Source organism: Nocardia brasiliensis ATCC 700358 (assembly GCF_000250675.2).
GTDB lineage: Bacteria > Actinomycetota > Actinomycetes > Mycobacteriales > Mycobacteriaceae > Nocardia > Nocardia brasiliensis_B.
The window spans coordinates 4,438,688-4,458,002 of the sequence record NC_018681.1 but is presented as its reverse complement, the minus strand read 5'-3'; the positions used below and the strand labels follow the sequence as shown (position 1 = coordinate 4,458,002).

16 protein-coding genes are annotated in these 19,315 nt (G+C 68.9%); 10 read left to right on the top strand and 6 right to left on the bottom strand.

Translation table 11 applies throughout. The features are described 5' to 3' along the window. Positions 1-312 precede the first annotated feature (312 nt). The 4 genes from O3I_RS20040 to O3I_RS20025 all read left to right on the top strand — a co-directional run bounded on the left by O3I_RS20040 (position 313) and on the right by O3I_RS20025 (position 4,620). The gene (locus O3I_RS20040) at positions 313-1,032 is read left to right on the top strand and encodes an MgtC/SapB family protein (protein ID WP_041562729.1); all 720 of its coding nucleotides are present in this window, start codon (positions 313-315) and stop codon (positions 1,030-1,032) included. Then, entirely contained in the window at positions 1,029-2,765 is a 1,737-nt protein-coding gene (locus O3I_RS20035) for an ABC transporter permease (RefSeq protein ID WP_014984788.1), read from the top strand. Before O3I_RS20040 ends, O3I_RS20035 begins: the two co-directional genes overlap by 4 nt. 85 nt (positions 2,766-2,850) lie before the next feature. Further along, a complete protein-coding gene (locus O3I_RS20030; protein ID WP_014984787.1) occupies positions 2,851-4,188 on the top strand; it encodes an AAA-associated domain-containing protein in 1,338 nt (445 codons plus the stop codon). A gap of 66 nt (positions 4,189-4,254) precedes the next feature. After that, positions 4,255-4,620 (top strand): hypothetical protein, encoded by a 366-nt coding sequence (locus O3I_RS20025; protein ID WP_041562728.1) that lies wholly within the window; start codon positions 4,255-4,257, stop codon positions 4,618-4,620. Positions 4,621-4,648: 28 nt separating this feature from the next. Here the strand turns inward: O3I_RS20025 and O3I_RS20020 are convergent, their stop codons facing one another. The 3 genes from O3I_RS20020 to O3I_RS42770 all read right to left on the bottom strand — a co-directional run bounded on the left by O3I_RS20020 (position 4,649) and on the right by O3I_RS42770 (position 11,828). Then, on the bottom strand, positions 4,649-5,266 hold the full coding sequence (locus O3I_RS20020) for a Uma2 family endonuclease (RefSeq protein ID WP_041562727.1): 618 nt from the start codon (positions 5,264-5,266) through the stop codon (positions 4,649-4,651). Positions 5,267-5,504: 238 nt separating this feature from the next. Next, the gene (locus tag O3I_RS42775) at positions 5,505-8,765 is read right to left on the bottom strand and encodes a tetratricopeptide repeat protein (protein WP_014984784.1); all 3,261 of its coding nucleotides are present in this window, start codon (positions 8,763-8,765) and stop codon (positions 5,505-5,507) included. 30 nt (positions 8,766-8,795) lie between these two features. Then, on the bottom strand, positions 8,796-11,828 hold the full coding sequence (locus O3I_RS42770; RefSeq protein ID WP_081594045.1) for a tetratricopeptide repeat protein: 3,033 nt from the start codon (positions 11,826-11,828) through the stop codon (positions 8,796-8,798). Positions 11,829-12,052: 224 nt separating this feature from the next. Between O3I_RS42770 and O3I_RS20005 the strand changes: the two genes are divergently transcribed. The 5 genes from O3I_RS20005 (at position 12,053) to ligD (ending at position 16,061) form a co-directional block, all read left to right on the top strand. Beyond that, a complete protein-coding gene (locus O3I_RS20005; RefSeq protein ID WP_014984782.1) occupies positions 12,053-12,286 on the top strand; it encodes a hypothetical protein in 234 nt (77 codons plus the stop codon). A gap of 19 nt (positions 12,287-12,305) precedes the next feature. Beyond that, a complete protein-coding gene (locus tag O3I_RS20000; RefSeq protein WP_014984781.1) occupies positions 12,306-13,406 on the top strand; it encodes an SPFH domain-containing protein in 1,101 nt (366 codons plus the stop codon). A 34-nt stretch (positions 13,407-13,440) separates the two neighbouring features. Next, positions 13,441-13,845, top strand: a complete 405-nt coding sequence (locus O3I_RS19995; protein WP_014984780.1) for a cold-shock protein — start codon at positions 13,441-13,443, stop codon at positions 13,843-13,845. A 135-nt stretch (positions 13,846-13,980) separates the two neighbouring features. After that, positions 13,981-15,063: an ATP-dependent DNA ligase gene (locus O3I_RS19990; RefSeq protein WP_193364896.1), complete on the top strand. Its 1,083-nt coding sequence runs from the start codon at positions 13,981-13,983 to the stop codon at positions 15,061-15,063. Beyond that, entirely contained in the window at positions 15,060-16,061 is a 1,002-nt protein-coding gene (gene ligD / locus O3I_RS19985) for a non-homologous end-joining DNA ligase (RefSeq protein WP_014984778.1), read from the top strand. The genes O3I_RS19990 and ligD overlap by 4 nt, the downstream gene beginning before the upstream one ends. Before the next feature lie 47 nt (positions 16,062-16,108). Here the strand turns inward: ligD and O3I_RS19980 are convergent, their stop codons facing one another. Further along, a complete protein-coding gene (locus O3I_RS19980) occupies positions 16,109-16,879 on the bottom strand; it encodes a DUF4190 domain-containing protein (protein WP_014984777.1) in 771 nt (256 codons plus the stop codon). A gap of 253 nt (positions 16,880-17,132) precedes the next feature. Here O3I_RS19980 and O3I_RS19975 point away from each other — a divergent pair, with 253 nt between their 5' ends. Next, positions 17,133-17,492, top strand: coding sequence for a hypothetical protein (locus O3I_RS19975; RefSeq protein WP_014984776.1), 360 nt, complete (start codon positions 17,133-17,135; stop codon positions 17,490-17,492). A gap of 21 nt (positions 17,493-17,513) precedes the next feature. Here O3I_RS19975 and O3I_RS19970 read toward each other — a convergent pair whose 3' ends face one another. Further along, positions 17,514-18,167, bottom strand: coding sequence for a TetR/AcrR family transcriptional regulator (locus O3I_RS19970; protein WP_014984775.1), 654 nt, complete (start codon positions 18,165-18,167; stop codon positions 17,514-17,516). Beyond that, positions 18,151-19,296 carry an acyl-CoA dehydrogenase family protein gene (locus O3I_RS19965; RefSeq protein WP_014984774.1) on the bottom strand — a complete coding sequence of 382 codons (1,146 nt, stop codon included), beginning with the start codon at positions 19,294-19,296 and terminating at the stop codon, positions 18,151-18,153. Before O3I_RS19965 ends, O3I_RS19970 begins: the two co-directional genes overlap by 17 nt. Positions 19,297-19,315: the final 19 nt, after the last annotated feature.

Genomic DNA, 19,315 nt, shown 5'->3' with positions numbered 1-19,315 from the left:
GTTTTTGCCGGGTTCCCCTGCTGTGCTCTGCAACGATCAAGTCGTGACGCTCGGTGGATGCCGTGTGCCGAGAGGCGAGGGAGGTGAGCCGGATGCCCGGCGGTAACAGTCCGAATACCAGTTTGCCCATTATTCACCCAGCGACCACCCGGCCAGCGTTCCGAACGCGGCCACCGCGGCATACCCTCGCGCGATACCCGGCGCACGGGTGCCGGCGAGTACGCCACGTGGACAAAGCAACCTCGTGACCTAGCCGAACGTCGGCTCGGCGCGGGCACGAGCGGGCGGCGCTGATTGTTCAGGAGTGCGGTCATGACAACAGTGGAAATGATCCTCCGGCTGCTCACCGGCGTCGGTCTGGGCGCGGCCATCGGCTTCGAACGGCAATACCGGGCCCGCATGGCGGGCCTGCGCACCAACGCGCTGGTCGCCGCGGGGGCCACCCTGTTCGTGCTGCTCTCGGCGCACGGTTTCGCGGGCGGCACCGCCGACCCGACCCGGGTGGCCGCGCAGATCGTGTCCGGCATCGGCTTCCTCGGCGCGGGCGTCATCATCCGCGACGGGCTCAATGTGCGCGGCCTCAACACCGCGGCCACGCTCTGGTGCGCGGCCGCCGTCGGCGCGCTCGCCGGCGCCGGGATGTACAGCACGGCCGCGGCGGGCACCGTGGCGGTGGTGGTGGTCAACATCGCGCTGCGCGCCGCCGGACGCGCCGTCGACCGGCAGCCCGAAGCGGGCGGCGAACAGCCCGCGTCCTACGCGTTCGCCGCCGTCACCAACGACGACAACGAGGCGCACGTCCGGGCATTGCTCGTACAAGCGTTGACGCGCACCGACTTTCAGCTCGTCTCGATCTCCAGCGCGAACACCGGCACGCCGGGCCGGGTCGAGGTGCGCGCCGAACTGTTCGGCGATCAGCGCGACGACCGGCAGATGGAATCCGCGGTCAGCAGGCTGAGCCTGGAGCCGTCGGTGACCAGCGTCGGCTGGCACATCGCGGGTGCCGCCGAGGCGAAGGGACCGCAGGCATGACGCTGTTGCGCTCCTACTCCACCGGGGCCGCGCTCGACCGGCCCCGCAACCGGTACGCCGATGTCGTCGTGTTCGTCGGGGCGGCGGTCCTGGTCTGGCTGATCGTGCGCGTCTCCGCCAGTGCGAACGTGCCGTTCGACCAGGCCGCAGCGCCCGCCACGGTGTCCACCGATCCCGATCAGCTCCCCTACTACGCGGCCCGGTCGCTGCTGCGCATGTTCGCCGCGCTCGGGCTCTCGATCGTGTTCACCTTCGTGTACGCGACCGCGGCCGCCCGGCTGCGGCGGGCCCGCACCGTGCTGCTGCCGCTGCTCGACATCTTGCAGTCGGTGCCCATCCTCGGCTTCCTCTCGATCACCGTGGCCGGGTTCATCGCGCTGTTCCCCGGTTCGCAGCTCGGTCTCGAAAGCGCCTCCGTCTTCGCGATTTTCACGTCGCAGGCGTGGAACATGGCGTTCGCGTTCTACCACAGCCTCGCCGCGCAGCCGCGCGAGCTGGACGAGGCGGCGCGCAACCTGAGACTGTCGCGCTGGCAACGGTTCTGGCGGGTCGACGCGCCCAGCGGCATGATCCCGCTGGTCTGGAACGGCATGATGAGCTTCGGCGGGGGCTGGTTCTTCCTGGTCGCGTCCGAGGCGATCAGCGTCAACAACCACGAGTACGCGCTGCCCGGCATCGGCTCCTATGTCGCGACGGCGACCTCGGACGGCGACCTCGGCAAGGTGTTCATCGCGATCGGCGTGATGGTCCTGATGGTGGTCGGGGTGAACTTCCTGTTCTGGCGGCCGCTCACCGCCTGGGCCGAACGCTTCCGGGTCGAGGACACCGGCGCGGCCGACGCACCGCGCAGCATCGTGCTGAACCTGTTGCGGCGCTCGCATATTCCGCTGCTGCTCGGCAGGGTGTTCGGTCCCCTGGTCGCACCGCTGGATCGAGTGATGAGCATATTCGGGCTCGCCGAGTATCCGCTGCACAGCTCGCCGCTGCGGCGTCGGGCCGGTGATCTGGTGTTCGCCGCGGTGATCGCGGCCGCGGTCGCCTACGGGGGCTACCGGGTGGTCGGCTATATCGACTCGACCGCGGGGTTCGGCGAGGTCGGGCACGCGTTCGGACTCGGTTTCCTGACCCTGCTCCGGGTGGTGGTGCTGCTGGTGCTCGCGACCGTGGTGTGGGTACCCATCGGGGTGTGGATCGGGTTGAACCCCAAGGTTTCCCGGCTCGCCCAGCCCGTGGTGCAGGTACTGGCCAGCTTCCCCGCCAACTTCCTGTTCCCGTTCATCACCGCCGTGCTCGTCTGGAGCGGAGCCAGCCTGAACTGGGCGGGCACCCTCCTGATGGCGCTCGGGGCGCAGTGGTACATCCTGTTCAACGTCATCGCCGGGGCCAGCGCGGTGCCGACCGATCTGCGCGAGGCCGCCGCCAACCTGCAACTCCCGCGAAAACTGTGGTGGCGCAGGCTGATTCTGCCCGCCATCTTCCCCAGCTATGTCACCGGCGGGATCACCGCCGCCGGCGGTGCGTGGAACGCGTCCATCGTCTCCGAGGTCGTCGACTACGGCTCGACCACCCTGGTCGCCGCCGGACTCGGTTCCTACATCCACGAGGCGACCACCGTCGGTGACTCGCCGCGGATCCTGATCGGCGTGCTGGTCATGAGCATCTACGTGGTCGGCATCAACCGGCTGTTCTGGCGGCGGCTCTACGCACTGGCGGAGCGGCGGTACTCGCTGTGAGCACCGCACGGACGCTTGATCTTTCACCGGCTCGCCCACGGGATCACCTGGGCCGGTTCGCTCTTCGCTCGACAGGAGGTCGCTCATGACCACGTCCACCACGTCCGAAGTACTGCTCGACATCGCCGCGGTCGGCAAGCGGTTCACCGGCGCCGCGGGCGACGAGCTGCGCGTGCTGGACGGTATCGACCTGCAACTGCGCAGCGGTGAAATCGTTGCGCTGCTGGGCCGTTCGGGTTCGGGCAAGTCCACGCTGCTGCGCATCATCGCCGGGCTCATCGCGCCGTCCGACGGCGAGGTCCGGTACCGGGGCACGGCCCTGAACGGCAGCAATCCCGGTGCGGCACTGGTCTTCCAGTCGTTCGCGCTGATGCCGTGGCTCACCGTGCAGGACAACGTCGAGCTGGGCCTCGCGGCACGGAATGTGGCGCCCGCCGAACGCAAGCAGCGTGCGCTCGCCGCCATCGACATGATCGGCCTCGACGGCTTCGAATCCGCCTATCCCAAGGAGCTTTCCGGCGGTATGCGCCAGCGGGTCGGGTTCGCCCGCGCGCTGGTGCTCGAACCGGATCTGCTGCTGATGGACGAGCCGTTCTCCGCGCTCGACGTGCTGACCGCGGAGAACCTGCGCACCGAGCTCGTGAACCTCTGGGCCACCGCCGATTTCCCCACCAAGGCGATCTGCGTCGTCACGCACAACATCGAAGAGGCGGTGCAGCTGGCCGACCGGGTGCTCGTGCTCGGCTCCAACCCGGGACGGATCATCGCCGAGATCGCGGTATCGCACCCGCGTCCACGCGATCGGCGGGCGCCGTGGTTCGAGGCCATGGTCGATCAGATCTACGGGCTGCTGACCGGGCGGGATACCGAACCGGTGGTCACCGGACCGGACAAGGCCACACCCACCGCCCAACCGCTGCCCGACGCCTCGGTCGGCGGGCTCGCCGGCCTGGTCGAACTGGTCTATGCCGGCGGCGGGCGGGCCGATCTGCCCGATATCGCCGACGAACTCAACTTCGAGATCGACGATCTGCTCCCGCTGGTCGACGCCGCCGAGCTGCTCGGCTTCAGCACCGTCGAGGACGGCGATGTCCTGCTCACCGATATCGGCACCGCGTTCACCAGCGCCGACATCCAGGAGAGCAAGCGCATCTTCGCCGAGCAGGCCCGTCATCGCGCCCCGCTGGTCCGCACCATCTGCAAAGGCCTGGCGGGCAGCTCCGACGGCAGCCTGCGCGCCGGCTTCTTCCTCGACCTGCTGCGCCGCGGCTTCGGCCCCGACGACGCCCGCCGCCAACTCGACATCGCCATCGACTGGGGCCGCTACGCCGAGCTCTACGACTACGACACCGACTCCGACAAGATCACCGCCGACCCCGCCGCGAAGGTCTTCGCCGGCGTCCGCGGCCGCTGGACCGCATAGGGTCGTCCGGGTCGATTACCTCGGAGGTAATCGACCCGGTGCGGGTGTGCGGGGCAGGCTCGGGGTATGGGAATTACTAGTGCGCTACGCGGTCTCGCGGTGGGCCGGATTACCCTCGGGGTCGCGGCGCTGGCCGTCCCCGGGCCGTTCGCGAAGGCGTTCGGGATTCGGCCCACGCCGGAACTGACTTACATGACAAGGATTTTCGGTGCACGGGCAATCGCGCTGGGACTGGGGTATCTCGGTGCGGCGGAGGCGGAGCGGACGCGGTGGCAGCGGCTGGCGTTGCTGGTCGACCTCATCGACACGACGCACGGTGCCGCACACAGCGTGCGCGGCGACCTCCCGCGACCGGTCGCACTCACCATGACCGCCCTGACCGGCAGCTACTTCGTGGTCGGGGCCACCAAACTGGCCCGCGACCTGCGCTGACGGCGCGCGTTCCGCGCCGTGGACCGGATCAGGCGGGAAATCCGCGATCCAGCTGCGCCCAGGTCACCGTGATCTCCAGCGGATCGGACGTTTGCACGGCGAACAGATCCCGGTCGCGAATTGCCGAGCCCCCGCTGACATAGACCTGGTCCGCAGACAACCGAAGCCGTTCGACCGATACCGCGATTCCGTCATCGCCTGCCATTCGAATTATCCAGTAGTGCGGAATCCCGGCCTTCGCATACAGCTTGCGCTTCGTGATGAGGTCTTCGGTGATAGTCGAAGCAAAGACGACCTCGGCGACTACGACGACATCACCGGCGATCGGCTTGTCCTTCCAACAACCTCCCCGATCCCTCGGAACGCAGCGGTAGACAACCACGTCAGGCCGCCGGTAATTGAACCTCGGTACCTCGGCGAACAATACATCGAGCTCACCGTTGACCTCGTGACAGCTGTGGTTGTCCCGATCGTGCTTCTCGGTCGCGTCCAGCACCGCTTGAACCAGATTGCGCGAGATGCGTTGATGGCTCGGGCTCGGCGACTCGCAGTGAATGATCCGGCCATCTTCGACCTCGATCTGTCGAGACAGGTCCTCGGGCAAGTCGAGATACGAATCCAGCGTGATCTCCGGTACGGCGGTCACTTCCCGCAGCCAAGACCAATCGAATGTCTCGGACATATGCCTCCACACTCACCGCGGGCTGGTTCCCGCTGTCCTGCGGGCCCGTTCCCGCTGGCCGACGGTCGTCCGACGGCTGGTCTCAGCATACAAACCGCTGCTCGCTCGGAGGCCGAGCGACTCCTATGGGCCGAGCGATGCGCGGAGGTCGCGTCGTGGTCGGGGCGACCGAGCCGGCCGGGATCTGCGCTGATGTCCGCGGTCAGGGCGCGGGGCGGGACAGCCAGTGGGTGAGGTTTTCCCGGGTGCGGACGGTGTCGGGGTGGTCGGGGCCCAGGATGCGCTCGCGGTCGCCGAGCAGTGCGGTCAGTTCGGCGACCGCGCCCGGCACGTCGCCATTCCTGGCGCGATAGGCCGCGAGGTTGTTGCGGGTCAACAGGGTTTGCGGATGTTCGGGGCCGAGGACGCGCAGCTGATCCGCGAGCAGCGCCCGGCTTTCCGACTCCGCGGCCGCCACCTGCCCGGCCTTGGCTCGGAAGGCCGCGAGATTGCCGCGGGTGACGAAAGTGTCCGGATGGTCGCTGCCGAGGACCCGCAGCTGATCGGCCAGCACCAGCCGCGCCTCGCGCAGTCCGCTGTGCAGGTCGCCGTTCTTCGCCCGCAGATACGCGAGATTGCCTCTGGTGTAGAGGATCTCACGGTGATCAGGCCCCAGCACCTTGATCCGCTCGGTCAGCGCGCCGTACAGCTCCTGGATCGCCGCGTCCAGGTCCCCGCCGCGCGCCCGATAGCCCGCCAGATCGGCTCGGGTGCGCAGGGTGACGGGATCCTCGGGGCCGAGCACGCGCACCTGATCGGCCAGTAGCACCTCGCCCGCCGCGATCGCCCCCTCGGTATCGCCGCCACGGGCTCGCGCGGTGGCGAGTTTGGCCCGGGTGAGCAGCACGCGCGGATCATCGGACGGCAACACCCCCAACTGCTCAGCCAGCAGCGCCTGTAGCTCGCCGACGGTTGTGGCCGAATCACCGCCCATCACCCGGTATCCGGCGAGATTGCTCCGGGTCGCCAGGGTCTCGGGATGCGCCGGACCGAGCACTCGACGCCGAATCGCCAGCAGCTCTTCGGTTTCGGCGATCGCACCGGCCACATCGCCCTGTACCGCGCGCAATGACGCCAGCTTGCCGCGGGTACGCAGCGTATCCGGATCGTCCGCACCGAGAACCCGGCGCTGGTCCGCGAGCACGTCTTCCAGTTCCGCCGCGGCGCCCGCCGGATCGCGGATCTCCCCACGCGCGGCCGCGAGCCGATACCGGGTCGACAGGGTGTTGCGATGGTCGGCGCCGAAGATCGCGATCTCGTCGGCGAGCACCCGCTCGTAGTCGGCGACCGCTCCGCGAAAGTCACCGCTGTCCGCGCGCCGCGTCGCGAGATACTCCCTGGCGCGCAACGTATCCGGATGCCGATCGCCGATCACGGCCGCGATCGAGGGCACCCACGCCGCCCACATGTCCCGATTGTCGGCGGCGCGAACGGTTTCGAGTTCGACGAGGTGATCGACCGCCCGGCGGCCGTCGCCGCCGGCGAGGTAGTGCCGCGCGCCCGCCGCACGGGCGTACTCCGCGCTCCGCTCGCCGCCGCGCGTCCGGATCGCCAGCAGGATCGCCGTGTGCGCGTCCTCGATGCTCGCCTCCAGCGCATCGCAGGCCGCCGTCAACCCCGCGAGGAGAGCGTCATGGGCGATGCCGAGCGTTTCGTCCGCCGTCCCGGGACGGCTGCGCGTGAGCAGGGCACCGAGTCCGACCGCGGCGTCCCGGATTCCGGCGGTGCGCAGCGGCCGCTGCCATTCGGCCAGCGCGGTTTCCAGCACCTCGATGGGCAGGACCGGGCCCACGCCCGCCGCGACGAGAATCGCGACCATCCGGCCGATGGCGTCCGCGACCTCCGGTGCCGCCGACGCCGCGGCGCGCCGAAGACGTTGCGCGGCAAGAGTATCGATGCCGGCGCGCGAGGACAAGCGGGCGCTCGCGCTCGGATGGAGTTCACGGAGCAGCTTGGCCAGCAGCCAGCCGGCCGGAACCCGGGGATCGTCGGCGGGCCCGAGATCCCCGGCCATGTAGTCGATGCCCAGGTAACCGGTGTCGGCGGAGTAGGCCGGTCGATCGCCGCGCTGCACCTCGGCGGCGATCTCGCCGACCCCGGGCCCGGTGACGGCGATCGAATGCATGTGCCCCAGCCGGGGATCGGCCTGCGCCGCCGCTGCGGCCCGCACGCCGACGATGACGCGGACGTGCGGCAACTCGGGCCGTTCGGTCAGCTCGGCGACGGCGTCGATCAGCAGATCCCGGCTCCCCGGCTCCGGCAGATCGAGCCCGTCGAACACGAGCGTGATCCGCTGCCCCGCCCGGCGCAACCGGGCCAGCGGGGCGGCCAGTTCCAGCTCGAAGATGTCCGGCTCGCCCGTCCCGGTCCAGGGCACGCCGGCGGCCTGGACATACCCGGGCAGCCGATCCGACAGCTGCGCCGCCAACTCTCCGACCGCGGTCTCGAGCGAGCTGCTCGCGGTGAGAAACACTGCCGCGGTGACGTATTCGGGCACGATCGGCAGCCCCTCGGCCACACTCGGCCGGATCAGCAGTGCCAGCAGCGTCGATTTGCCCGACCCGGCCGGCCCGACCACCCCGCGCAGGCGCCGCCCGCCCGATTCGACGAGATCGATCAGGCTTTCGCGCAGCGCGTCGGTCACCACCACATCCCGCGTGAGCTGATCCAGCAGACCGGCCGCGGGCCGCCCGGTCAGCGCGTCGCGCCGCCGAGCGGCGTTGGGCACCAACCACAGTCCGGGATCACCGCCCGGCGTGCCGGACACCGCGCCCGCGGTGAAGGACAGGTGCTGCGGTTCCTGGAGCCGGCAGCTGCGCGCGATCGGGTCCACCAGATCATGGGCGAGCAGGGTTTCGCCGCGCAACGGCAGGCCGGTGTCGAACGTCGCCAGCACCGTGCGCGTGAAACATCCGGAATACGCGGGCCCGGCCCCCGACGCCACCAGCAGCTCCATCCGGCCCGCGGCGTCGGCGAGCAGATCGGTCCATCTGGTGGCCGCGCCCCGGACGCCCTGTTCGGTCTCGCAGGCGTCGATCAGCACGATCAGTCCGTCCAGCGTCGACTCGTTCAACCGTTCCCGGATGCCCTGGGCGAGGTGAAAGGCGTTGTGCGAGCGCGGCACCGCCGGGGAATCGTGCGCGAGCAGGAAGAAATCCCCGGCACCGGTCGCGACGCCGTGACCGATGAACGCGACGAGCAGGGTCGCCCGCTGCTCGGAGGCGACCCGGAACGCCTCGTCCATCACCGACACCAGTTCGGCGGCAGTGGGATTCAGCACCGGCCCGGTCGTACCGGTCGCCGCCGACCATCCGCCGGACCGGCGCAGGCCGCTGTACAGGTCGCCGGCCAGCGCCGCGGTGAACCCCAACTCCCCCAGCGCGACACACTCCGACCCCACCACCAGTGCGAGCCGTCCTCCCATGCAAGCAAGATACCCGGCGGCCGGATCGCGCTATCCCGCGAGACGAGCGCGCCAGTGCGCGAGGGTGGTCTGCGTACGGATCGTCGCGGCGTGGGTCGGACCCAGGGCGCGCAGTTCGGCCACCAGCAGGACTTCCAGTTCGGCGATCGCTTTGCCGAGGTCGCCGTGTTCGGCCTGCCGGGAGGCCAGGTCGTTGCGGGTGGCGAAGGTGTCGGGATGATCGGGACCGAGCACCCGCAGCCGATCGGCCAGCAGCTGTTCGAGTTCGGCGATGGCGCAGGGCAGATCACCCGCGTCGGCGCGATACGAGGCCAGCGTGCTCCGCGTGGTGAGCGTGTCGGGATGATCCGCCCCGAGCACGCGGAGCCGGTCGTCGAGCAGGTGCGTGAATTCGGCGCGCGCACCGGCGATATCGCCGCTGCGGGCGCGAAATGCCGCGAGATTGTCGCGGGCGCTGAGGGTGGCGGGATGGTCCGGACCGAAGATGCGCAGGCAGTCGGCGAGCAGCTGCTCGAATTCGTGCCGGGCCGCGGCGACGTCGCCGTGCTCACCGTGCCAGTAGGCGAGGCTGTTGCGAGTGCGCAGGGTTTGCGGGTGGTCGGGGCCGAGGATGCGGGCGCGGTCTGCGCGCAGGGCCTCGAAATCGACGATCGCACCGACCAGGTCGCCCTGGTCGGCACGATTGGACGCCAGGTCGTTACGGGTGCGCAGGGTATCGGGATGGTCGGGGCCCAGCAGCCGGATCTGATCGGCGAGCAGGCGCTGGTAATCCGCCCGGGCGCCGGGGTAGTCACCGCAGCGGGCGCGATAGGTGGCCAGATTGGTGCGTGTGCCAAGGGTTTTCGGATGATCGGGGCCCAGCACCCGGAGCCGGTCGACGAGCAGCTGCTCGAAAGCCGTGATGGCGCCGAGGTAATCACCGCTCTCGGCCCGGTGATAGGCCTCGCGGCTGCGGGTCGTCAGGGTGTCGGGATGATCCGGACCGAGGGTCTCGACGAACGCGGGCACCCAGGCCGCCCACAGGTCCCGGTTGTCGGCGGCGCGCGCGGTCTGCAACATCTCCAGGAAGTGCAGCGCGCTGGTGGAATCCCGGTAGGCCAGGCAGTGCCGCACCGCCGAACCGCGGGCATAGTCGGCGCCGCGATCGCTCTGACTGTGTTTGATGGCCGCGACGATGGCCCGGTGCGCGTCCTCGATCTCCACGCCCAGCTGTTTGCATTCCGCGCGCAGTCCGGGCAGCAACGCGCCGTGCGTCACGCCGATCGATTCGCGCAGCGTGCCGGGGTGACTGCGGGTGACCAGCGCGCCGAGCGCCACCGTGATATCGCGGATCCGGGCGATGTGCAGGTCGATGCCGAGCGAGGTCAGCGCCGCGTCGGCGAGCTCGAGCGGCAGCACCGGCCCGACGCCCGCGGCGATGAGCACACCGAGGTAGGTGCCCGCGGCGCGCACGGTGTCGGGCTGCATGCCGCGCAGCGCCGCGTCGACGCGCAGGGTGACGATCCGGTCCAGGCCGATCCCGGCGGCCACCGCGCCGTCGGTGATGCTCGGGGCCACCTCGAGCAGCATGCGTGCCAGCAGCCAGCCGCCGGAGACCACGTGGGTGTCGTCCTCGACGGCCGTCGGTGTTTCGGACAGCAGGCCCTGGATCCACCGCACCCAATCGGCGGGGTCGGCCGGCGCACCGGTGCCGCGCGCCGATCCCACGACGGTGGCGATGTCGTCGGCGGCGGGCTCGCCGACCTCGATCCGGTGCATGTGCGCCAGGGTGGGCTCGTCCTCCACGCCGGTTCCGTCGCGCACCCCGGCGATCACCCGAACATGGCGCAGGTCTTCGCGTTTCGTCAGATCGCAGATGGCGGCGCAGAGCAGGCGCCGGGTGCCCGGCTGGGGCTGGTTGAGCCCGTCGAACACCAGCGTCACCCGGCGGCCCGCGGTGGACAGGCGCGCCAGCGGATGACGCACCGCGATATCGAAGATGTCGAACTCGTCGCGCGATCGGTGCGCGCGTACGGACCGGGCGGCATCGGCGAAACCGGGTAGCCGCGCGCTCAATTGGGCGGCCAGCTCGGCCGCGACCGCCTCGATCGAGCTCGCGGCGGTGAGAAACACTGCCGCGGTGATGTATTCGGGGGTCACCGCCAGGCCTTCGACCAGGCTCGGCCGAATCAGCATGGCCAGCAACGTCGATTTGCCCGCGCCGGTCGGTCCGATCACCACGCGCAGGCGATGCGACCCCGCGTCGACGATGGCGTCCAGGTGTTCGCGCACGTCGGGGGTCACCAGCAACCCGCGGGTCAGCTGATCGACGAATCCCGCTGCGGAGCGCCCGCTCACGGCGTCACGGTGCCGGGCGGTGTTGGGCACCAACCAGAGTCCCGGGTCGGCACCGTGTTCCACCGACACCGCGCCGGAGGTGAACGAAAGATACTGCGGCTGTTGATGAACGCACTCGCCCGCGATCGGATCGACCAGATCGGCGGGCAGCAGGTTCTCACCGCGCAGCGGCAACCCCGCGCCGAAGGTGGACAGCATGGTCCTGGTGAAGCACCCGGAGAACGCCGGGCCGTCGCTCGCCGCGACCAGCATCTCCATCCGCCCCGCCGACTGCGCGAGCAGATCGGTCCACCGGCGCGCCGCGCCGAGCACGCCCTGCCCGGTCTCGCAGGCGTCGACCAGCACCACCAGCCCGTCCAGCGCCGACTGGTTCAGCCGCTCCCTGATCTCCTGCGTCAGATGAAAGGCATTGTGCGAGTTCGGGTTCGCGGGTGAGTCGTGGCCGAGCAGATAGAAATCCTCGGCGTTGGTCGCCACGCCGTGACCGATGAAGGCGAGCAGCAACGTCGCCTGCCGCTGCGCGGCCGCCGCGAACGCCTCGTCCACCGCCGTGACCAGTTGCGCCGCTGTCGGATTCAGTACCGGACCGTCCTCGTCCGTCGCCGCGCGCCACCCACCGGCCTCGGTCAGACTCCCGTACAACCCCGTCGCGAGTTCGCCGGTGAAACCCAGCTCCCCCAGCGCCACACATTCGGACCCGACCACCAATGCGAGCCGTCCTCCCATGCAAGCAACATACCCGCGCGCCCCTCGGCATACTGAGACACCCGCAACCTGGTCGTTCAGCCCCTACGCCCGCGCGCCGCGGCCGAGGCGACCGCGGCGGGCACCGGCGCGCGGAGCAACCGCCGCGGTCACGAACCGGATTCACCCGGCGCTGTCGCCTGGGAAACCCGCTGCCCGGGACGTAGTGTGGCCACTCGGAGTGTCAGTGGGAGGAGATCGGTGCGATGAGCGACCCCGTGGTCGGTTTGACGGGTACGCTCACCTCGCCCATCCGGGGTGCGGGCAGGTTGGGGGAGGTCTTGGTGGCGATTCGCGGGGGCAAAGAGCTGTACATCGCCCGTGCGGCCGAAGCGATTCCGGCCGGCGCCGCGGTGCTGGTCATCGAGGTGCACCCCGGACGCGTCGTCGATGTGGTGCCCTGGATCCCGCTGACGCCGGATCCGGCCGAAGGAATTTGAAACAACAAGGGAGACAACCGTGCTGGGCTACCACGTACCCGACCCGGACGAGGCGATGCTGATCAGCGGCGCCAAGAGCAAGGACAACACGCCGTTCAAGGTGGTGATCGGCCGCGGCAGCTGGGTGGTGCCGCTGTTCCGCAAAGTGCGCTACCTGTCGCTGGCCATGTTCGAGGCCGAGATCAAGGAGCGCTGCGTCACCAAGCAGGCGATCCAGCTCGAGGTGCGCGCGGTGATCGCGTTCAAGGTCGCCAACGACACCCAGTCGATCGTCAATGCGGCGCAACGCTTCCTGTCCGAACAGGAAAAGGAGATGTCGGTGCTCACCGGCCGCATCTTCTCCGGTCACCTGCGCTCGATCGTCGGCTCGATGACGGTCGAGGAGATCATCCGGGAACGCCAGAAGCTGGCCGACGAGGTCCTGGTCGCGTCGAAAGTGGAGATGGGCAATATCGGCCTGTGGGTCGATTCGTTCCAGATCCAGTCCATCGACGACGGAAATCTCGGCTACATTCAGGCGCTGGCCGCACCGCACAACGCCAGCGTGCAGCGGGACGCGCAGATCGCCCAGTCCCAGGCGGCACAGCTCGCGGCCCAGGCCGAACAGGAGTCGCTGCGCAGGCAGGCCGAGTACCAGCGCGAGACGGCGATCCTGCGCGCGCAGTACCAGCGCGATATCGACAAGGCGAATGCCGAAGCGGCACAAGCCGGTCCGCTCGCCGAGGCGATGGCGCTACAGGAGGTGCTCACCGCGCAGGCCGAGCAGGCGCGCAAGGAGGCCGAGCTGCGCGAGCAGCAGTTGCAGACCGAAGTCGTGAAACCCGCTCAGGCGGAGGCGGATCGGGTACGGATCCTGGCCGAGGCCGAGGCCGACCGCACCCGGATCCAGGCCGCCGCGGCGGCGTCGAACAACCGGATCGCGTTGGACCAGTTGTTGATCGAGCAGCTGCCCGAAATCGTGAAGCAGGCCTCCAACGGGCTGGCGAACGCCAATCTCACCGTGCTCAACGGGCCGGACGGCGTCGGCGAACTGGTGAACGGAATGGTCGGTCAAGGACTCACGGTTTTCAATTCATTGCAAAAGGCGCTTTCGTCCAACGACGAGGATAAGGCGGGCTAAGGTGACCGGGTAGTGACCGCGTGGCGAGGAGTGGGTGTTGGTGTCCATCGGGAAATTGGTCTCGTTCGACAGCTCTCGGGGATTCGGTTTCATTCGACCGGAGGACGGCGGTCCGGACGTATTCGTGCATGTCAACGACATCGGCCTGGATGAGGACGAGTTACGCCAGGGCCGGGTATTCGAATTCGACATGACCGAGGGCGATCGCGGGCCGAAGGCGGTGAACCTGACCGTCGTCGGCGGTCAGCCGAACCCGCCGGTGCTACCGCACAAATCGAAACACCGGTCGAACTCCGGGCACCTCACGGTCGCCGAACACAAACGCCTCATCACCGAGTTGCTGCTGGACGCCAGTCCCGCATTGACCGCCGGGGAGATCCTCACCATCCGCGACCGGCTCACCGCCTTCGCCGAGCAACACGGTTGGCTGGACAACTGACCCGTGTTCCGCCGCAGCCGCCAATTCCCGATCTTGTCGGCTGCGGCGCCTACGATCATCGGCAAGTGCCGATGAATTCTGCTCGAACATGCCGTCTGCATCGGTAAGGAACACGAACCGAGGAGGGTAGTTCGCGTGGACTTACCGGTGATGCCACCAGTCCGGCCGATGCTGGCCAAAACCGCGCCGGGCGTGCCCCGTGAACCCGGGCTCAGCTATGAGCCGAAATGGGACGGCTTCCGCTGCATCGTCTTCCGCGACGGTGCCGAGGTGGAACTCGGCTCCCGCAACGACCGCCCGTTGACCAGGTATTTCCCCGAGGTCGCCGAGTTGTTGCGGCAGGCGCTGCCGGACCGGTGCGTGGTCGACGGCGAGATCGTGGTGGTCACCGATCAGGGCCTGGACTTCGACACGCTGCAGAACCGGCTGCATCCCGCCGCGTCCCGGGTCAACAAGCTGGCGGTGGAGACGCCGGCCAGTTTCGTCGCGTTCGATCTGCTCGCCCTCGGCGACCGCGACCTCACCGAGGAGCCGTTCGCCGAACGCAGGCGACTGCTCGAGACCATCCTCGATACCAAACCCGCTCGGGTGCACCTGACTCCCATCACCCAGGACCCCGACGTCGCCGAGGACTGGTTCACCCGGTTCGAGGGCGCGGGCTTCGACGGCGTCATGGTCAAGGCCGACGGGCTGGCCTACCTGCAGGACAAGCGCGTGATGCTGAAGGTCAAGCACGAACGCACCGCCGACTGCGTGGTCGCCGGCTTCCGCTGGCACAAGGACGGCGAAGGCGTTGGCTCGCTGCTGCTCGGGCTCTTCGACGACGAGGGCAATCTGCACCACGTCGGCGTGGCGAGCAGCTTCACCGCGGCCCGGCGCAAAGAACTCGTCGGCGAACTCGCGCCGCTGCGGGAGAACGCGCTGGAGAACCATCCATGGCGCGAATGGGCCGACGCCGCGGCACAGGCCAGAGCCGACGGCAAGATGCCCGGCGGGGTGAGCCGCTGGACCGGCGGCAAGGACCTCTCGTGGGAGGCGTTACGCACCGAACTGGTCGCCGAGGTCCGCTACGAACACGTGCAGTCCGGCCGGCTCCGGCACGGCGGCAGGCTGGTTCGGTTCCGCACCGACCGCACCCCCGAGTCGTGCACCTACGCACAGCTGGACGAGGCGCCGCCCGCCGAGCTGAGTGAGATCTTCAGCGAGGCGAAATCATGACCGAATCGGTCGATATCGAGGTCGACGGCCGGACCGTCACCATCAGCAACCCCGGCAAGGTCTATTTCACCAAGCGTGGTGAGACGAAGCTGGACCTGGTCCGCTACTACCAGGCGGTGGCCGAGCCGTTCCTGAGTGTCGTCGGCGGGCGCCCGCTGCTGTTGGAACGGTATCCCGATGGCGCGTCCGGGAAGTCGTGGTTCCAGAAGCGGGTGCCCAAGTCGGCGCCGGACTGGTTGCACACCGTCGAGGTGTCCACACCGAACGGCACCACCAGCGACGCGCTCGTCGCGCACGACCTCGCGCACATCCTGTGGGCGGTGAACCAGGGCTGCCTCGGCTTCCACGTGTGGCCGAACCGGGCGGACAATCTGAAGATCGCCGACGAACTGCGCATCGACCTCGATCCGTCGCCCGGCATCACGTTCGACGATCTCAAACAGGCCGCCGTGCTCACCCGCGACCTGTGCACGGAACTGGGCATCGAGTCGCGGATCAAGACTTCCGGTTCGCGCGGCCTGCACATCTATGTCGCGCTGGAACCGAATTGGGACGGCTATCAGGTGCGTGCGGCCGCCGTCGCGCTGGCCAGGGAGCTGGAGCGCAGGCATCCGGACACGATCACCGCACAGTGGTGGAAGGAAGAGCGCGGCAATCGCGTGTTCGTCGATTTCAACCAGAACGCGCCGCACAAGACCGTTTTCGGCGCGTGGTGCGTGCGCCCGAAGGTCGGCGCGCAGGTGTCCACGCCGATCACCTGGGACGCGTTGGCCGAGGTGGTGCCCGACGAACTCACCATCGCCACCGTGCCCGCGCGGCTGGCCGAGTTCGGCGATCCGTGGGCCGGCCGTGCGCCGCAGTCGATCGCGCCGCTGTTGGCGATGTCGGAGCGGGATATGGCCTCGGGTCTGCTCGACGCGCCGTGGCCGCCGCAGTATCCGAAGATGCCGAACGAACCGCCCCGGGTCCAGCCGAGCCGGGCCAAGAAAGAAGAGTAGACCGGGCCGGGGCTATTCAGTGGTCCCCTGCTATTCGGTGGTCCCCGCTATTCAGTGGTCCACAGCGCCCAGGTGCCGTTGCGTCCGGGGTTCTCGCAGATCAGCGCGCGGCCGTCGGCGGTGCGGGCCGTCTTGCCGGTGGTGCCATCACATTTCGTGCCCGGCTGCTGCGTCGTCGTGGACACGTTGACCGGGCCGGACCACTGGTAGCTGCTCGCGTTTTGCAGGCAGAGCAGCGTCGTGCCGTCCGCCCCGGTGCCGATCTGCCCGGCCTGCGACTCGGTACAGGCCGAGCCCTTCTTCAGGTTGCTCTGACTCGCCGAGGTGGCGGTCACGCTCGGGGCCGCGGACGGCGGCACCACAGTGGTGATCGTCGTGGGTGGTGGTCGATCCGTCGTCGCCTGCGCCGACAGGTTCATTGTCGGCTTGTTCGCCCGGGTCACGCTGTCCGGCAACACGTTTCCGGCCAGCACGAAGAAACCGACCAGGGCCGTCACCTCGGCCACGCCGATCAGCAGTGCGAACAGCGCCATCACCCGGCCCCGCGGATGGGAGAACGCGATGAAACCGAACACGATGGCGACGGGGAACAATCCGAGCAACGCCGCCACCAGCGCGACGATCGCGTAGGGGTTGACGATGGGCGGGATCTCCACCCGCAGCCGTCCGGTGCGACGCCGGCTCGGCGCGGGCTCCTGCCACCGTTCGTCGGGGTCGGGTTCGGCCCAGCGCTCCTCCTCCGCCGCCTCCGGCCACCGATCGTCCTGCTGCGCTGCCGCAGGCCAGCGTTCCGTTTCACGGCGTTCAGCCCGTGCCATGCCAGGTTCCCTCTCCACACCACACACCGCGCAGGAACCTCGGACACTCCGGACCCGCCCCGATATCCCGACCCACAATAGGGGTCCGACGGCGGCCGGATCATCCGAAAGGTCGAAATACGGTGCGGCAACCGAAATAACGAACCGACAACGTTGCGCGCGGTTTCGTGCGACGACGGTTCATGCTGAGCACACCGTGCGGTCTCGCACGCGCTCCGTGTCACTGATCTTGCGCTGACTCCCAGGAGGAACCATGCTCGGTAGCACCGACCCCGACGGCCGCGACGAGCGGCCGTGGCATGCACAGGCCGGCGATCTGCTCGGCGACAACTACTACGTGCCCGGTTTGATTCTGTGCGCACTCGGCATCGTCGCGATGGCGTGCACGCTCACCGCGGCGGGGTACGGATTCAGCGAATGGGTCCAGATCGGCGCGATCGCGACCGCGACATTCTGGATCCTCGGTGTCGGCGCGCTGTTGGTCGAACACCGGCGCTCGGAAGTCATCGAACTGAAGTACGGGCGGCAGGGGCACGCGCCGGGCAGCCGGCGGCCGGTGCGCTACAGCGCGGCACCCCTGGCCGCCGAGGTAGCCCCCGAAACCGGCGGCTGATCCGCGCGACCGCGGGCACGCTCAATGCCTGCGGTCCACCCGCGGCAGCGATTCGGTGACCAGGGTCATCAGCATGTCGGCGAGCAGATCGTGCACCTGCGGCCGGGTCAGCGTGGCGCGGGTGATCCATTCGCGCCCCGCCACTTTCACCAGCCCGCCGTACGCGCGGACCATCGCGCGCAATGCCGCACTGCGTGCCGAATCGGCCAGGCCGATCATGAGCAGCAGCCGCTCGGCCGCGGCGTCGTCGGCCTGGTCGAGGATCTGCTGCACCTCGGGGTCGTCGCCGACGCCCTCGTGGCTGGTCACCTTCACCCAGGTGCTGCCGTGTTCGGCGATGGTGTCCAGCAGCCAGTGCACACTGGCATCGACCCGCTCGCGCTCCGTGCCGGTGGGCACGATCATGTCGTCCAGCTTGGGCAGCGTCACCATCCGGCGCACGACCGCGAGATACAGGTCGCGCTTGTTGCCGAAGTAGTGGTTGATCAGACCGCGCGCGACACCGGCCCGCTGCGCCAGCTCGGCGGTCGAGACCGCGGCGTAGGGCCGCTCGCCGAACATGTCGATCGCGCACGCGAGGATCTGCGCGCGCCGCTCGTCGGGTTCGAGCCTGCGGCGGCGCGGCGACGCAGCACCGTCCGCGGTCTCACTCGTGGTATCAGAGAGACCGGGCAATGAGATCCTTCATCACCTCGTTGCTACCCGCCAGGATGCGCAGGACGCGGGCGCCGGTGTAAAGCTGCGAAATCGGATACTCCGTCATGTAGCCGTAGCCGCCGAACAGTTGCAGGCAGCGGTCAACCACGATACCCAGCTGATCGGTGAGCCAGTACTTCGACATCGCCGCGGTGGGGATGTCCAGCTCACCGTGCAGGTGCTGCACGATGCAGTCGTCCAGGAACGTGCGGCTGATCTTGGCGAGGGTGGCGCACTCGGCGAGCTCGAACTTGGTGTTCTGCATCGCGAACAGCGGCTTGCCGAACGCCTCGCGGCCCTTCGTGTACTCGACCGTGAGCTGCACGGCCTGCTCCATCATCGCGACCGCGATGATGCCGGTGACCAGGCGTTCCTGCGCCAGCATCTGCATCATCTGATAGAAGCCGAGGCCCTCGGACTCGCCGAGCAGGTTCGTCGCGGGTACCCGCAGGCCGTCGAAGAACAGCTCGGCGGTGTCCTGCGCCTTGCCGCCGATCTTGTTCAGGATGCGGCCGCGCTTGAACCCGGGAGTGTCGTCGGACACGTCGGCGTAGATCAGTGAGACCCCGGCCGCACCCTTGGTCGGGTCGGTCTTGGCGGCGATGATGATGCCGTCGCACAGCCAGCCGTTGGTGATGAAGATCTTCGAGCCGGTGATGACGTACTCGTCGCCTTCGCGCACCGCGCGGGTCTTGATGTTCTGCAGGTCGGACCCGGTGCTCGGCTCGGTCATGCCGATGGAGAGCACGATCTCGCCCGCGGCCGCCTTGGGCAGCACGCGCCGCTTGAGTTCCTCGGTCCCGAATTCCTTGATGTAGGGCGCGATGATCGACGTGTGCACGGGCATGCCCAACGCGCCGTCGCCCGCACGGGTCTGCTCCTCGATGATCGCCGCCTCGTGCGCGAAGGTGCCGCCGCCACCGCCGTATTCGGCCGCAATGGCGGTGCACAGCAAGCCCAGCTCGCCCGCGCGGTTGTACAGCGCGCGGTCCGGGTGACCCTGCGCGACGAACTTCTCCTCGTGCGGGACCACCTCCCTTTCGAAGAACGCCTTCGCCAGGTCGCGAACCGCCTCGACCTCGTCGTCACTCCACGCGGCGCGTGCCATCTCGGATCCTTTGCTCGTT

Excerpts from the sequence above, each read along its gene's own strand:
- O3I_RS20040 (WP_041562729.1), top strand. The coding sequence starts at position 313 with ATGACAACAGTGGAAATGATCCTCCGGCTGCTCACCGGCGTCGGTCTG.
- O3I_RS20035 (WP_014984788.1), top strand. The coding sequence starts at position 1,029 with ATGACGCTGTTGCGCTCCTACTCCACCGGGGCCGCGCTCGACCGGCCC.
- O3I_RS20030 (WP_014984787.1), top strand. The coding sequence starts at position 2,851 with ATGACCACGTCCACCACGTCCGAAGTACTGCTCGACATCGCCGCGGTC.
- O3I_RS20025 (WP_041562728.1), top strand. The coding sequence starts at position 4,255 with ATGGGAATTACTAGTGCGCTACGCGGTCTCGCGGTGGGCCGGATTACC.
- O3I_RS42775 (WP_014984784.1), bottom strand. The coding sequence starts at position 8,765 with ATGGGAGGACGGCTCGCACTGGTGGTGGGGTCGGAGTGTGTCGCGCTG.
- O3I_RS42770 (WP_081594045.1), bottom strand. The coding sequence starts at position 11,828 with ATGGGAGGACGGCTCGCATTGGTGGTCGGGTCCGAATGTGTGGCGCTG.
- O3I_RS20005 (WP_014984782.1), top strand. The coding sequence starts at position 12,053 with ATGAGCGACCCCGTGGTCGGTTTGACGGGTACGCTCACCTCGCCCATC.
- ligD (WP_014984778.1), top strand. The coding sequence starts at position 15,060 with ATGACCGAATCGGTCGATATCGAGGTCGACGGCCGGACCGTCACCATC.
- O3I_RS19980 (WP_014984777.1), bottom strand. The coding sequence starts at position 16,879 with ATGGCACGGGCTGAACGCCGTGAAACGGAACGCTGGCCTGCGGCAGCG.
- O3I_RS19975 (WP_014984776.1), top strand. The coding sequence starts at position 17,133 with ATGCTCGGTAGCACCGACCCCGACGGCCGCGACGAGCGGCCGTGGCAT.
- O3I_RS19965 (WP_014984774.1), bottom strand. The coding sequence starts at position 19,296 with ATGGCACGCGCCGCGTGGAGTGACGACGAGGTCGAGGCGGTTCGCGAC.